This window comes from Marinitoga sp. 1197 (assembly GCF_001021165.1).
Classification (GTDB): Bacteria; Thermotogota; Thermotogae; order Petrotogales; family Petrotogaceae; genus Marinitoga.
The window spans coordinates 21,686-37,241 of sequence record NZ_AZAY01000025.1; the positions used below are offsets into that span (position 1 = coordinate 21,686).

The 15,556-nt window shown below is 28.3% G+C and carries 15 protein-coding genes; 4 read left to right on the forward strand and 11 right to left on the reverse strand.

Annotation, left to right across the window (positions count from 1 at the left end; genetic code table 11):
* Positions 1-3: 3 nt before the first annotated feature.
* The 8 genes from flgN to X275_RS07665 form a co-directional block, all read right to left on the reverse strand.
* The gene (gene flgN, locus X275_RS07630) at positions 4-483 is read right to left on the reverse strand and encodes a flagellar export chaperone FlgN (protein ID WP_047268265.1); all 480 of its coding nucleotides are present in this window, start codon (positions 481-483) and stop codon (positions 4-6) included.
* A 1-nt stretch (position 484) separates the two neighbouring features.
* On the reverse strand, positions 485-775 hold the full coding sequence (flgM, locus tag X275_RS07635; RefSeq protein ID WP_052913232.1) for a flagellar biosynthesis anti-sigma factor FlgM: 291 nt from the start codon (positions 773-775) through the stop codon (positions 485-487).
* Between the two features lie 64 nt (positions 776-839).
* A complete protein-coding gene (gene pheT, locus X275_RS07640; RefSeq protein WP_047268266.1) occupies positions 840-3,200 on the reverse strand; it encodes a phenylalanine--tRNA ligase subunit beta in 2,361 nt (786 codons plus the stop codon).
* A gap of 13 nt (positions 3,201-3,213) precedes the next feature.
* Positions 3,214-4,221: a phenylalanine--tRNA ligase subunit alpha gene (gene pheS / locus X275_RS07645; RefSeq protein WP_047268340.1), complete on the reverse strand. Its 1,008-nt coding sequence runs from the start codon at positions 4,219-4,221 to the stop codon at positions 3,214-3,216.
* On the reverse strand, positions 4,211-5,014 hold the full coding sequence (locus X275_RS07650; RefSeq protein ID WP_047268267.1) for a hypothetical protein: 804 nt from the start codon (positions 5,012-5,014) through the stop codon (positions 4,211-4,213). Before X275_RS07650 ends, pheS begins: the two co-directional genes overlap by 11 nt.
* The gene (locus tag X275_RS07655; RefSeq protein WP_047268268.1) at positions 5,014-5,601 is read right to left on the reverse strand and encodes a hypothetical protein; all 588 of its coding nucleotides are present in this window, start codon (positions 5,599-5,601) and stop codon (positions 5,014-5,016) included. Before X275_RS07655 ends, X275_RS07650 begins: the two co-directional genes overlap by 1 nt.
* 28 nt (positions 5,602-5,629) lie before the next feature.
* Positions 5,630-6,289 (reverse strand): fructose-6-phosphate aldolase, encoded by a 660-nt coding sequence (gene fsa / locus X275_RS07660; RefSeq protein ID WP_047268269.1) that lies wholly within the window; start codon positions 6,287-6,289, stop codon positions 5,630-5,632.
* A 74-nt stretch (positions 6,290-6,363) separates the two neighbouring features.
* Positions 6,364-7,236 (reverse strand): hypothetical protein, encoded by an 873-nt coding sequence (locus tag X275_RS07665; protein ID WP_047268270.1) that lies wholly within the window; start codon positions 7,234-7,236, stop codon positions 6,364-6,366.
* 116 nt (positions 7,237-7,352) lie between these two features.
* On the opposite strand from X275_RS07665, the gene X275_RS07670 reads away from it, so the two are divergent.
* A complete protein-coding gene (locus X275_RS07670) occupies positions 7,353-8,765 on the forward strand; it encodes an Rne/Rng family ribonuclease (protein ID WP_052913726.1) in 1,413 nt (470 codons plus the stop codon).
* Between the two features lie 13 nt (positions 8,766-8,778).
* Positions 8,779-9,645 carry a hypothetical protein gene (locus tag X275_RS07675; protein ID WP_047266141.1) on the forward strand — a complete coding sequence of 289 codons (867 nt, stop codon included), beginning with the start codon at positions 8,779-8,781 and terminating at the stop codon, positions 9,643-9,645.
* Positions 9,646-9,675: 30 nt separating this feature from the next.
* Here the strand turns inward: X275_RS07675 and X275_RS07680 are convergent, their stop codons facing one another.
* Positions 9,676-10,446, reverse strand: coding sequence for an alpha/beta hydrolase (locus X275_RS07680; RefSeq protein ID WP_047268271.1), 771 nt, complete (start codon positions 10,444-10,446; stop codon positions 9,676-9,678).
* A 186-nt stretch (positions 10,447-10,632) separates the two neighbouring features.
* On the opposite strand from X275_RS07680, the gene X275_RS07685 reads away from it, so the two are divergent.
* Together X275_RS07685 and X275_RS07690 are read left to right on the forward strand one after the other, a co-directional pair.
* Positions 10,633-11,808: a flagellin N-terminal helical domain-containing protein gene (locus tag X275_RS07685; RefSeq protein ID WP_047268272.1), complete on the forward strand. Its 1,176-nt coding sequence runs from the start codon at positions 10,633-10,635 to the stop codon at positions 11,806-11,808.
* A gap of 126 nt (positions 11,809-11,934) precedes the next feature.
* Positions 11,935-13,119, forward strand: coding sequence for a flagellin N-terminal helical domain-containing protein (locus X275_RS07690; RefSeq protein ID WP_047268273.1), 1,185 nt, complete (start codon positions 11,935-11,937; stop codon positions 13,117-13,119).
* Positions 13,120-13,228: 109 nt separating this feature from the next.
* On the opposite strand, the gene secF is transcribed toward X275_RS07690, so the two are convergent.
* Together secF and secD are read right to left on the reverse strand one after the other, a co-directional pair.
* Positions 13,229-14,137 (reverse strand): protein translocase subunit SecF, encoded by a 909-nt coding sequence (gene secF, locus X275_RS07695; protein WP_047268274.1) that lies wholly within the window; start codon positions 14,135-14,137, stop codon positions 13,229-13,231.
* A complete protein-coding gene (gene secD / locus X275_RS07700; RefSeq protein WP_047268275.1) occupies positions 14,134-15,546 on the reverse strand; it encodes a protein translocase subunit SecD in 1,413 nt (470 codons plus the stop codon). The genes secF and secD overlap by 4 nt, the downstream gene beginning before the upstream one ends.
* Between the last annotated feature and the right edge of the window lie 10 nt (positions 15,547-15,556).

The following is a 15,556-nucleotide window of genomic DNA, read 5'->3' on the forward strand; positions in this document are numbered from 1 at the left end:
ACCTCAACCCTGCCAATTAGCCCCGCTATTTGGTATTAAATTTCTATATCCTCCATTTTTATTATAAACGGGTATATTATTAGGTTCTTTATATAATTTTATTAATATATCGTTGTATTCCAGTTTGGTCTTTAATAATTCTTTTAACGTTTCATTTGTGCTGGAAATATCAAGAAGAATTTCAGCCATTTTCTTTAGTTCATCTGATACTTCTCTGTCTGTTTTAGAAAAAAAATCAATAAATGCATTTAAAGTGTTTTTTAAATTGTACATTTTTGATGTTTCTTCAAATATTCTAATTCTTTGTTTTTCTAATTTTGATAATTCCAGAGCCTTTTCGCTTATTTTAGATAAATGGTAATTCAATGATTTAACATCTTCATTATTTAAAATCCCATTTTTTAATTTTTCCATAAAATAAAAAAGATCCACGAGGATATTCAACTCCTCGTGGATTATTTGTTTTATATTAATATCTGGCATATTAGTACCCTCCAAGCATTTTTTCAGCTATTTTATCAGCGTCTATTTTATATAATCCCTTCTCAATGGCCTGGCGCAACTCATCCACGAGGTTTTCCCTTATTTCAGGGATATCATTCCTGGCCATTTCTATATATTTTTTTGAAGAGCCGTCAACTGATACCTTCACAGGAGAATTATCCTGTTTTATTATTCTACTTTCATTGGAGGTTTTCCCTATTTTATTTTCTCTCTTTATCGTTTCGTTTTTTACATATTGCTGATATACGCTGTTCAATTTATTTATATCCATAATTACACCTCCGAAATAATCCTGATCATAATATATATCGTCGAAAAAATGCCAGATATTAATATTAAATTCTTACTTGAATATTCAATTTATTATGTAATTCCTCTATTGTTTTTTTAGCAATTACATTTACTTCATCGTCTGTTAGAGTTCTATCTTTAGCTCTGTATGTAACAGTTATTGTTAAACTTAATTTTCCTTCATCTATATTTTTCCCCTTATATATATCAAAAATTTTAATTTCCTCAACTAATTTTTTTCCAGTTTTTAATATGATGTTTTTTATGTCTAAAAAAGTAATTTTATCGTCAATTAATATTGAGTAATCTCTTCGCATAGATGGATATTCAGTTAATACAACCTTATTTTTTTTCATATGTTTAAATTTATATAATTTTTCTATATCTATTTCTGAAATATAAACAGGTTGATTTATATCATATATATCTTTAGCTATATCGTTGTCAATTTTTCCAATAAACCCAATATATTCTCCCTTAATATAAATATTTGCACTTTGTGAATAAGACAAACCTTCTATATTCTCTCTTTTAAATTCAGCTTCAATTCCAAAATATTCGAATAAATTATCCAGAGAACCTTTAAATGTATAAAAAGAAATATATCTTTTATCGGTATAATCATAAGGATTTTCTTCTCCGATAGCAATAAAAGCCAGTTTTTCAACTTCTTTTACACCAGTTTCGCTACTTTCATCTTTTAAGAAGTTTTTTCCTATTTCAAATAATTTAATATTTCTATTTTGGTTTCTGAAATTGTAAGATGCGGATTCTAAAATACCATATACGAGTAAAGATCGCATAGTTCCTAATTCTGAGGATATTGGATTTTTTAAAAATACTTCTCCTTTTTTTAACCACATTCTTGAGTTGTCCATAAATGCGAATGTGAAAGCTTCATTAAAACCATTTAATCTCATTATTTCTGATAATTTTTCTCTAAAGTGTATATAATTTGAAACTCCACCAACTAAATTATTAATTGGTAGTTGCGATGGAATATTGTGGTATCCATAAATTCTTCCTATTTCTTCAACAAGGTCTATTTCTTCTGTAATATCAGGTCTTTTTGTTGGAATAGTTACATTAAAACCTTTATTATCTTTTTCTGAATCAAATCCCAATCTATTTAAAATATTGTTTATATCTTCATCAGCAATAGAAATCCCTAATCTTTCTTCAAGATAGGTTTTTCTTATGTATACTTTCTTTTTATTTATTTTTTCAGGATATATATCTGTCATAACTGATTTTACTTCCCCATTAGCTAATTTTTGAATTAGATAAGCTAATCGTCCCATCACAAATTCTGTATCATTTGGATCTACGCCTCTTTCAAATCTATACGAAGAATCAGAAGATATTTTATGATACCTTGCGCTTTTTCTTATATTTACAGGATCAAAATAAGCAACTTCCAATAAAATTCTTTTTGTATTTTCATTAATACCTGAATCTTGACCTCCCATTATTCCACCTAATGCCAATATTTTTTCACCATCTGTAATCAAAGTTTCTGTTCCATTCATTTCGTATTCTTTTTCATCAAGTAATATAATTTTTTCACCTTTATTTGCTTTTCTAACAATGATTTTTTCACCTATTAAATCTAAATCAAATGCGTGTACGGGATGTCCTGTTTCAAGCAAAACATAATTGGTTATATCAACTATATTGTTAATACTTCTAATACCAGCTGTTGCTAATTTTTTTACCAGCCATGAGGGTGATGGTTTTACTTCGACATTTTCAATAATTAATGCAGCATACCTTTTACATCCATTATATTCGATATATACAGGAAAACCATTTCCTTTTTCCAAATTTAAAATTTCTGGATATCCAAAATTTTTTGCTACATTTATAGCTGTGAATTCGTTAGCAACACCAAAATAGGACAACAAATCTGGTCTATTTGGAAAAACTTCTATATCTATTATATCATCTTTTAATTTCAAATAATTTATAAAATCTGTTCCCGGTTCTATGTTTTCAGGTATTTTATAAACATATTCAGATTTTTCTTCTAAACCTAGTTCTTCTAAAGAACACATCATTCCTTCAGACATTATACCTCTCATTTTCCTTGATTTAATCTTAAAATTTCCTGCCAGTATAGCCCCATCTATAGCTACAGGTACTAAATCATTTACCTTTACTGATTTATCAGCTGTTAATATTTGCAATAATTTATCTCCAACATCTACTTTACAAATTATTATTCTATCAGCATTTGGATGATTTTCAATTTCTAAAACTTTTCCAACTATTACCCCTTTAATGCCGTCACCTAATGTTTCAACACCTTCAACATTTGTAGAATGTAACTTAATTTTATTTACCAGTTCATTGGTATCAACCGTTAAATCTATATATTCAGAAAGCCAATTTCTTGATATTTTCACTGCAAATTCCTCCTTATAATCCTAAAAATCTCATATCATTTCTATAAAATTCTCTCATATCAGAAATTCCGTGTTTTAGCATTGCAATTCTTTCTACTCCCGTTCCAAAAGCAAATCCCTGCCATTGTTCAGGATCATAACCTACATTTTTTAATACATTTGGATGAACAAGCCCTGCTCCCAAAATTTCTATCCAGCCTGTACCTTTACATACATTACACCCTTTTCCGCCACAGAACATACAATCCACATCTACTTCATATCCGGGTTCTACGAAAGGGAAATAACTTGGTCTTAATAATACTTTTCTCGAACCACCAAAATACATAGTTAAAAATCTCTCTAATGTAGCTTTTAAATGCCCTACCGTTACATTTTTATCAATATATAAGCCTTCTACCTGATTAAATGCCGGAGAATGTGTAGCATCAGGCTCATCTTTTCTATAAACTCTTCCAGGAGAAATTATTGCTAATGGCGGTTTTTGAGATAACATAGTTCTAACCTGAACAGGAGAAGTATGTGTTCTTAAAATTATGTTGTCTTCTATATAAAAGGTATCTTGCATGTCTCTTGCAGGGTGCCATTCAGGTGTATTTAATGCATCAAAATTATGCCATGTTGTTTCTATTTCAGGGCCTTCTACAATTTTATATCCCATTGCAGAGAAAATATCATAAATTTCCCTTATTGTTTGCTTTAGTATATGTTCATGTCCAATTTTTCTTTTAGCACCTGGTAATGTAATATCTACCCAATTTTTCATTTCTTCTTCTTCTTTTATTTTATTTTTTAAATCTAAAAATGCATTATTTAATAATTCTTCAGCCTCTGTTTTTATACTATTTACAAAAGCACCGAATTCTTTTCTTTTCTCCTTTTCTATTTTAGATATTTGTTTCATTAAGTTTGAAATTTCTCCTTTTTTACCTAAAAATTTGGATTTTAATACCTGAAATTCCTGAATATTAGAAACTTCATTCAACCTTTCTTTTAATTCTTTTAAAATTTTATCTTTCATTTCGTTCAATTTCGGTAGCCTCCCTGGTTATAAAAATTGATATATAGTTGAAAATGAAATTAATTAAGAAAACTAAAAATAAAATTATAAAATATATATTATTTGAAATAATCATATTATCAAAAAAAAGATTAATTATTCCAAATATAATATACACAAATAAATTTAAATATATATTTTCAAATATAGAAACTATGAATATAGCACTTAAAGCATATATTAAACTGGATAAAAATATATTATAATTAGAAAAAAAGAAAAAAATTGGTATCAAATATAGTATAATTGCAGATAAGAAAATTAAAAATCTTATAGAAATTTCTTTATAATAATGCAAAAAAAATAATTTTAAATTATTTTTGTCAAAAAGTGAAAACATCCACCCGCTAAAAAATATTACAGAGTAAAATACACTTCTTAATATTTTTATATAATAATCATATATATCTGGAAATTCTAAATTCTTTTTTTCTATAAAATAGGGCTTTACTATTTTATTAAGTTTTATCGAGATATCATATAAAAATGATTTTATATCTTTTAGAATTAAATCAAAATACTCATTATCCTTTGGCAAATATACTTTTAAAATATCATCTTCCAAAACTAAAACAGCTTTAGCTTGCTGTGGAAAAGTTTTTGAGAATATCAAATTCTTATTTTCAATAGGGAAAGAGCCATAATAAAAATATGGCTCATTTTGAAAAATATAATTAAATATTATTTGCGATAGTGAAAGAAAAATAATAAACGATAAAAGTAAAGAGATAAATATACTTATTTTTATTTTCATTATTCCCTCACATTCAACTCTCTTTTTTTAAAGATTATAGGAATATATTTTCCTTCAATTTCTTCTATACTATTAAATGTTTCTAAATTATCAAGTCTTTTAATATAAATGCCATCTTCAAAATTTATAGGATTTCCATTTTCATCAATAACTTTATCACAAATTGCCTCCAATAAATCTTTTGAATTAGTAATAATTAAAATATTTTCGTCAGACAATTTATTTTCTATGTATCTGGATATTTCCGATATAGTATCGATTTTTAAATCTTTTTTGTCAACAGAAATAATTGTTATTTTTCTACTGTCTTGCTTATTTTTTAATAATTGAAGTATATCTTTTTCTTTCCATAAATCCAGAGAAATAATATGAAAAATTCTTCTACTAAAATATGAAAGTTCTTCAGCATTCATCCCTTCCAGAATATACTCATCAGTATATTTTTTAGGTTTAATAATTATTTTTATTAAATTATTAATTGTGTTAGTAACTCTCTCTGTATAAATACCTATTTTTTCTCCGCTAAGTAATTCTATATCTGGAAACTCAATTTTGGAATTTTTAATTTTAAGCATAATATCAGACATAATACGCCATCTCCGTTAAATTTTTTAATTATTTATGTTTTAATTCTAGATATTTTTTCCAATCTTCGTTAAATCTTTTTATTCCTTTGTCTGTTAAAGGGTGAAAAAATAATTTTTCTAATACATTAAAAGGAATAGTAGCAACATCACATCCCATTTTTGCTACTTCAACAACATGATATGGATGTCTGATACTTGCAGCAATGATTTGTGTATCAAAATCATAATTATAATAGATTTGAATAATTTCTTCTATTAAATCAAGTCCCTGATTTCCAACATCATCAATTCTACCAATAAACGGACTAACATATGTAGCCCCTGCTTTTGCAGCTAATAAAGCTTGAAGTGGGCTGAAAACAAGAGTTACATTTGTTTTTATACCTTCAGAAGATAAAGTTTTAACAGCTTTTATACCGTCCTGTGTCATTGGTATTTTTACAACAACATATTCGCTTAGTGAGGCTAAATGTCTGGCTTCTTTTACCATATTTTCATAATCCATTGACGTCACTTCGGCACTAACAGGTCCTTTTACAACATTACAAATTTCTTTTACCCTTGTTTCAAAATCTATATTACCTTCTTTCGAAACTAAGGTTGGGTTTGTAGTAACTCCATCAATAATACCCCAATTCATTGCAACCTTTATTTGTTCAATGTTTGCGGTATCCAAAAAAAATTTCATTATATCGCCTCCATATATAAATCTTGTTTATTAATATTATATCATAAAAAAACAAATGAGGCAATTTAATTGCCTCATTTTGCTTTTGATAAATTTATTTTAACATTTCTTATCCACAAATTTGCTGTTAAAGTTTTATAAGAATCACTGCCAAAAGTCCAGAAGATTATTCTAATGTATTTTACATCTTTATTATCAGTTATATCTTTAATATTAAAAGAAATATGAAAATCGCTATTATTAGTTAAAGGCATAGGATTTATCCAAATATGCTCTTTAAATGGATGTTGAGATGAACTCCAAACAAAAGAAAATTTATCAATATTTTTTTTATCTTTATTTAAAAATGAAAAAATAATTCCTGCAGCGCTGTAAGTTTTTTCTGGTAAAACCTTACTTTTTGTTACCAAGCCCGCTATTTCAGCAGAAAAATCTACGAAAGAATTAATACCATATGGTAATTCGAAATCTTTATATAATGTGTTTTCTGAATATCCAGTTTTATGGATTTTATACCAGATTGTGTTGTTTAGTGTATCTAAGCCCATATAATTTGTGTCTTCTTGTCTCCCTCCAATTTTCCAATATTTAAAATCTTTAGGCATAAAATATTCAAACAAGTGGGATTTTTCAAATAAATTAAGAGTAGTTTTTGTTTTAATAAAATTTCCATCAACAATTATTTCATCCGAAGATTTTATGTTCATATTACCTTCTTTTTGATACATTGAATTTATTGATTCTTTTATTCCATCTTTTATAATTATGATTCTTTTGTCTGAAATTTCTTGAATCTCTTTTTCCGGTGAAAAATATTTAAGTTCGTATCCAGTTTGGTTGGAGTTTGATGAGCCTTTATATACCATGTTTCCTATGACATAATATGTTTCAGAAAAAATAAAACCAGATAGCAGTAATATAAGAAATAATACAAAATCCTTTTTCATATGCACCCCTCCTTGGAAAGTTCTCATTATCTTATCGTCTATTATATAAAAATATTTAATTTTAAAAAAAATTTTGTGATATAATATAATGAAAAAAATTTTATGTGGGTGATATTGTGAAAAAATCTCTTGTATTTAGCACATATTCTGAAGAAATACGCGTGGCAGTGCTTGAAGATAATAAATTAATGGAAATATTTTTCGAAGATTTAGAAGCTGGAAAATTATCCGGAAAGATTTTTTTGGGTAGAATTGAAAATATAGTTCCTGCTTTAGAGTCTTTTTTTGTTAATATAGGAACTAAAAAAAATGGTTTTTTAAGATTTAAGGATACAACAATTGATCCGAATTCTCTGCGAAGAGGTTCATTCATCATTGTGCAGGTAAAAAAAGATGGGAATTCCAGAAAAGGTCCTCAATTAACTATGAGAATAGATATACCAGGAAGATATATTGTATATATGCCATTTGGTGAAAATAGTATAGGTATTTCAAAAAAAATATATTCATCAAATGAGAAAGATAGACTGAGAGAAATTGGAGAAATATTAATTGAAACAGAAAGAGAAGGAATAATATTTAGAACAAATTGTGAAAATGTAGATTTTGAAACTATAAAAAATGAATTCATTAATTTAAAAAAGATATGGAAAAATATACTCAATGATGTGAAGAAGTATAATAAACCCATGTTATTATATGAAGATGAAGACTTTATTCAGTATATATTGAGAGAAAAACTTGATAACCATACATACGAAATAATAACAGATGATATTGAATTATTTAAAGAATTTAATAATTTAAAAAATGAATATTTTAATTTGAAAGTTAGAAAAGTCGATATAGATGCATTTGCATGGGCAGATATTTATAATCAATTGGATGATCTTTTTTCTCGAAAAATTGAACTTCCAAGCGGTGGTGTTATCACTATTGATAAAACTGAGGCTCTTACAGTGTTTGATGTTGATTCAGCAAGTAATGTTTTAGAAAAAAATGTTGAAAATACTTCATTTAAGACGAATTTAGAAGCTGCAAAAGAAATTGCGAGACAACTTAGACTTAGAAATATAGCAGGTATAATACTTATTGATTTTATAGATATGAAAGATAATAATCATAAAGAAGAAATAATAAATATATTTAGAGAAGAAACATTAAAAGATAAAGCGAGAATTTCTATTTCTGGATTTACCAGATTAGGACTATTAGAGCTTTCCAGAAAGAGAACCACTCCTTCTATAGATGCTTTGTTATTTACTCAATGTCCGGTTTGTCAGGGAACAGGGAAAATTGCGTCTCCAAGAATCGTTTTTAGAAAAGCTCTAAAGGAGTTAGAGGAATCGTTATATGACTTGAAAAAGAAACATAATATAAAAGAAGTTTATATAAGTGTATATCATAATCTTTCCGGATATTTTACAAAAGAAAAGAAAAAAGAAATAGAAAAAAAATTTAATATAATTTTAGATATTGATTTTAATTGGAATGATCCTAATTCGTATAACATCAGATACAGAAAATAGTGGAGGAAATTTTATGAGAATTCAATTTCAGATAAAAGAAAAAATGATTCCCATATTCGAAATAGAAAAAAATCATGATATATTAATTGTAGGTGGAATTGAAATATTTATAAAAAGTATTCTGAATATTCCCCATATATCTTTAGTCGTGAATGGAATTGGAACTAAAATAGCTATTCATTTAAAAAAAATAGGTTTATATCCAGTAATTTTTGACTTTTTGGGGAATGATGAATTTTTAGAATTAATAAACAGATATTTTGAACAAAATGAAATAAATCTTTTTTTTTCAAGGCAACCTTATGGAACTAAACGAGTTTTAAAAATTTTAGATAAAGGTGAAGAATTGGTATATAAAGATTTTAGAAATATAGAAAAATTGGATTACAATTCTTCTATAAATATACTTGCTGATATATATAAAGAAGTAAAGAGTGTTTATTTAATATTGCAAAATTGGGATACAAATATAGTCAGAAATATTAAATTAATGGGTAAATTTTTATTTCTTGATTTTGAAGAAAGCTTGATTGTTCCAGAAAAAAAAGAAATATTTGGAGACTTTATTTTTACAAATGAAAATATAAAACTTACAGATAATATACATTATTTATATAAAGTAACATTTAAAAAAGATGGAAAAATAAAATTTGAATTTTCAGAAGAATCATGGGAAATTATACCTTTTTCACAAAAAAAAGAATTTTTGTTTGAAGCAAAATGTGCATTTAAAAGTATTGTTATCAGTTCTCTTTTTGATGGTAAATCATTAAAAGATGTTTTGCTTTTAGGAAATATTGCTTATTCATATGCCTTAGAAAATAAGGGGAAAATGATTTCAAAAATACAATTATTTGAAGAATATTATAAATTAAAATAAGAGGGAAATCCCTCTTATTTTAAATAAATTTTAAATAAAAAATTTGATTACTTCATTAGCTACTACTTCTTTTTCAACATCATCTACAACAACATGACCGCTTTCTTCAAGAATTATTGTCTTTACAATATCAGAATTTATATTGTTTTTTATTATATCTTTAACCTTTAATGGAACAGTATTGTCTTTTTTTGAGACAATTATTAAAGTGTCACTTTTTACTTTATTCATCCTCTTTTTAGCTAACTTTTGTAATTTATACAAATCAGCACCTTTCGAAGGAAAATTATAAGTCCAATATTCTTTAGTTAATTTTTTCAGACAATCATCGTTATATACCTCTCTTTTTTTTCTTTTGATTTTCTTTGTGAATAATTTTATTATTGGAGTTAGCTTTAATCTCCAATCTGTAGCTTCTATTGCTGGGGCTGCCAATACTATTTTTTCTGGAGTAAATTGTGAAGCCAATAATAGGGTTAATACTCCTCCCATGGATAATCCCAAAACATACACTTTCTTATATGTTGTTTTTAATTCAATATATGAATCAACTACTTGCCTTAACCAATCTCTCCATGTACTATTGAGGAAATCAGTTGAATTTGTCCCATGTCCTGGTAATCTTGGAATATATACAGTATAACCGGCTTTATTTAATCTTTTTCCAATATATTGCATATTGTGAGGTGAACCGGTAAAACCGTGTATTATTAATACCGCAATATCGCTACCTTTTAAAAATATAGAATTAAAGTCAGAACATAAAATTTCAGTATCTTTAGATATATTATCCAGAAACATAAAACACCCCCATTCACAATACTTTGTATTTATTATATCATTTTTCTAAAGTTTTTAAAATAATAAACGATATATAATCTGAAAAAATTGATTGCTTTTGAAGAGATTTAAAATTAAAGTATATAAAAAAACAGTCGAAATAAATAATGATGGGAAGTAAATAATATTTCACACGGAGGTGAAATTATGAGGATTTATCACAACATGGAAGCTTTAAACGCATGGAGAACCCTTAACACTGTTAAAGGAGAGATGGGAAAATCTTTAGAAAAACTTTCTTCAGGTTTAAGAATTAACAGAGCAGCAGATGATGCGGCAGGTTTGGCTATCTCTGAAAAAATGAGGAATCAGGTTAAAGGTTTAGACACCGCAGTTAGAAATGCTCAAGATGCAATTTCGATGATTCAAACAGCAGAAGGTGGAATGGATGAAATACATTCTATATTAAAGCGTATGAGAGAGCTTGCTGTTCAAGCATCAACAGATACAAACACAGATGCTGACAGGGTGCAATTACAAAACGAATTTACAGAATTAAGAGATGAAATCAACAGAATAGCAAAGACAACACAATTTAACACAAAGAATTTATTGGATGGTTCATTAAAAGAAACAAGAAAAGCTGATGCTAAAATCGTTTCTCCTGGTTCCGCACATTTTTATGTTGATGCATTTACTTCTTCTATTCAAACAAGTGGTAATATCATTATAGAAGTTGGGCAATTTAGTAATGCAGCAACCTCACAATTAGAAGTAAAAGTAACATTAATAACAGCTGGTGGAACTACTGTATCAACTACAACAGTTGGCAATGGTAGTATAGCTATAGGTGGTGTATCTATAAAATGGGATACAGATCAAATAGCAACTATCGATGATTTTGGTGGAACATTGGCAAAAGGAACGAAAGTGGATGGTGGTGCTGTAGCGGTATTTGGGCAAGTAACTGCTGGAACTAATGGAGTTGATCCTTTAAATTACCATATTGGAGCTAATGAAGGTCAAGTTATTAGTCTTGGTTTTGAAAGTATGAAAGCTGATGATATTGGCATTACAACGGGAATTAAAATAGATTCACAAAGTGATGCTGAATTTGCTGTAAGTGCTATTGATGCCGCTGTATATAAAGTATCAGCATTTAGGTCAAAGTTAGGTGCTGCACAAAACAGGCTTGAACATACAATTAAAAACTTAGGTGTAGCTTCTGAGAACTTAACCGCAGCCGAATCGAGAATTAGAGACGCAGATATGGCGAAGGTTATGGCGGAATATACAAGACAACAAATACTTATGCAATCTGGTACTGCAATGTTATCTCAGGCAAATCAGTTACCTCAACAGGTTTTACAATTATTAAGATAATTTTAAAAAAGGGGCATAATGCCCCTTAATTTTTTTTAAGAGTATTTTTAAAATTAAAGTATATAAAAAAACAGTCGAAATAAATAATGATGGGAAGTAAGTAATATTTCACACGGAGGTGGAATTATGAGGATTTATCACAACATGGAAGCTTTAAACGCATGGAGAACCCTTAACACTGTTAAAGGAGAGATGGGAAAATCTTTAGAAAAACTTTCTTCAGGTTTAAGAATTAACAGAGCAGCAGATGATGCGGCAGGTTTGGCTATCTCTGAAAAAATGAGGAATCAGGTTAAAGGTTTAGACACAGCAGTTAGAAATGCTCAAGATGCAATTTCGATGATTCAAACAGCAGAAGGTGGAATGGATGAAATACATTCTATATTAAAGCGTATGAGAGAGCTTGCTGTTCAAGCATCAACAGATACAAACACAGATGCTGACAGGGTGCAATTACAAAACGAATTTACAGAATTAAGAGACGAAATCAACAGAATAGCAAAGACAACGCAATTTAACACAAAGAATTTATTGGATGGCTCATTAAAAGAAACAAGAGATGCAGAAGCTAAATTGGTATCTCCAGGTTCCGCGCATTTTGCAGTTGGGAAAACTGGTACTACTTTAGCCAATGGTAATATCATTATAGAGGTTGGACAATTTACTGGATCCGCTGCAAGTACTTTAGAAGTAAAAGCAACTCTAATAACAGCTGGTGGCTCTTCTTCGTGGACTACAAATGTTAATGCTGGATCAATTTCGGTTACAGTTGGTAGTGCTGCAGTAAGTATTACTTGGGATACTAACCAGATTGCTTCAATTGATGATTTTGGTGGAACATTGGCAAAAGGAACGAAAGTGGATGGTGGTGCTGTAGCGGTATTTGGGCAAGTAACTGCTGGAGCTAATGGAGTTAATCCTTTAAATTATCATATTGGAGCTAATGAAGGTCAAGTTATTAATATTGGTTTTGAAAGTATGAAAGCTGACGATATTGGCATTACAACGGGAATTAAAATAGATTCACAAAGTGATGCTGAATTTGCTGTAAGTGCTATTGATGCTGCTGTATATAAAGTATCAGCATTTAGGTCAAAGTTAGGTGCTGCACAAAACAGACTTGAACATACAATTAAGAATTTAGGTGTAGCTTCTGAGAACTTAACTGCTGCAGAATCAAGAATTAGAGATGCAGATATGGCAAAGGTTATGGCAGAATATACAAGACAACAAATACTTATGCAATCTGGTACTGCAATGTTATCTCAGGCAAATCAGTTACCTCAACAGGTTTTACAATTATTAAGATAATAAAATAATAAAAAGAGGGCATAGCCCTCTTTTTATTATTTGACCATGTATAATAAAAAAGATTCTTCTACAAAAATAAAGTATTATTAAGAAATTGATTTTATATTTATTAATAAACTTTTGCCTTTTTTATCCAGCCAATAACAATTGGACTTGCAATATAAAGTGAGGAATAAGTTCCAACAACAACACCAACAGCTAAACCGAAAGCAAACGGAGCTATGGCTTTTCCACCCCAAATTAAAATTGGCAATACTACAAGAAATGTTGTAAATGATGTATTAATTGATCTAACTATAACTTCATTGATACTTGTATTAACAATTTCTTCTATACTTTTTTTGCCTCTTAATTTTTTCATATTTTCTCTTATTTTATCATATACAACTATAGTATCATTTAATGAATATCCAGCAAGAGTCAAAAATGCTGCAATAGCTGCTACATTTATTTCAATATTAAATATAGAGTAAAATCCCATTGTAATTATTATGTCATGAGCTAAAGCTAAGATAGCACCAACACCAAATGAAAATTTAAATCTTAATGTGATATAAGCTAATAATAAAACTAATGAAATAATAACAGCATACCATGCATATGATTTTATTTCTTCTGCAGCATAACCTGAAACATCGTTAAATTCTAAAAAGTCTATTTTTATATTTTTTTCAGAAAAATTTTCTTTCATTGAATTAATTAAATTTTCTTTTAAAGCAGTTGATCCTGATAACGATTCTTTTAAAACAACAGAATATTGAAATAATTTAGAATTTTCAACATTCAAATTTTTAAGTTTTGCAATTTTTGCCGTTGCATAATCGGATTTTATAGAACTCAATATATTTCTAATTTCATTTATGTTTACTTCTTTATCTGAAGAAATTACAAATTCTGTTCCACCTGCAAAATCAACACCAAGATTAAAACCTTTTGTAAAAACAAAAATTAAACTTGTAATTATCAACAATAATGAAAGTAATATAAAAAATTTTCTTTTACCTACAAAATCGATCATTTTTTTCCCTCCTCAACAGCCACTTTTTGATATTTTTTAACATTGACTAGATGACTTGTGGACTCAAGAATAGCCCTTGATACAACTAAATTCGTAAACATACTTCCTAAAACACCTATAATCAATGTTATTGCAAAACCTCTTACTGTACCTGTTGCGAAGTAATACAATACAACACCCGCTAATACGGTTGTCAGATTTGCATCAAAAAGTGTCCAGAATGCTTTATCAAAACCAAATCTAACGGCTGTTAAAGGAGGCCTACCATGTCTTAATTCTTCTTTTATCCTTTCATAAATAATAACATTACCATCAACCGTTGTACCAAAAGTTAAAATAATACCAGCTAAACCAGGTAAAGTTAAAATTGCATGTGTTCCCGCCAATACTCCAAGGAGTAAAGTTGAATTAAATAATAATGCAATATCTGCTACTACACCCATCCAACCATAGAAAATAATCATATAAACCATAACAACAACTAATCCTAACAAACCAGCTTTTACAATAGTTTCAACAACATCTCTTCCTAACGTTGGACCTGTTGTTCTTTCCTGGAATTTGACTAAATCAACAGGCAAATTACCAGCTTTAATTAATGCTGCAACATTTCGAGCTTCTTCGATAGTTTGAATTCCTTCTATTACTGCTGAATTGCTAGTAATCTTTTGATTAATAACAGGAGCTATAATAACTTTATTATCTAATATTATTGCCAATCTCTTTCCAACTAAATTACCAGTTATCAATTCAAATCTTTTACTACCCTGAGAGTTGAACTTTAGATTTACTAAAAATCCTTTTTTCCTTGTGTTTATATCAGCATTAGCATCTATTACTTCAGCTCCTGTAAATTCAAAAGGTTCTTTACCGAAAGTAAAATATTTTTTTATTTTATACCATGTTGTTTCATCATATAAATCTCTGACATAATCATATAAAGGCTCATCTTTACCATTTATAACCACATATTTATTTCTTTTAACTTCTGGTTTTATATCGGATGTTTGAACTTCGATCACTTCAGCAAAATAAAGTTTTCCTCTACTACCGATTAACTTTTCTGCAGTTTCAATATCAGTAATTCCAGGAATTTCAACACGAACTCTGATTTTATTTCCGCTAACAACTTTTGATACAACAGCTTCAGTGTATCCTGCAGCATCTAACCTTTTTCTCAATACAAGAATAACATTATCTATAATTTCATTTGGATCTGTACCTTCATCGAGTTTCATATTATATTCCAACATACTACCGCCTTTAATATCCAGCCCGAGTTTAATATTAGAAAAGTACTTAAAAATTCCAGTATTTTCACTTGCTGTTTTCGATGGCCAAAAAAATAACAATAATGCGGTTAGTATAACTACTACAGAAATAATTACTCTAACTTTGTGTGCTTTCACAAAACCAACC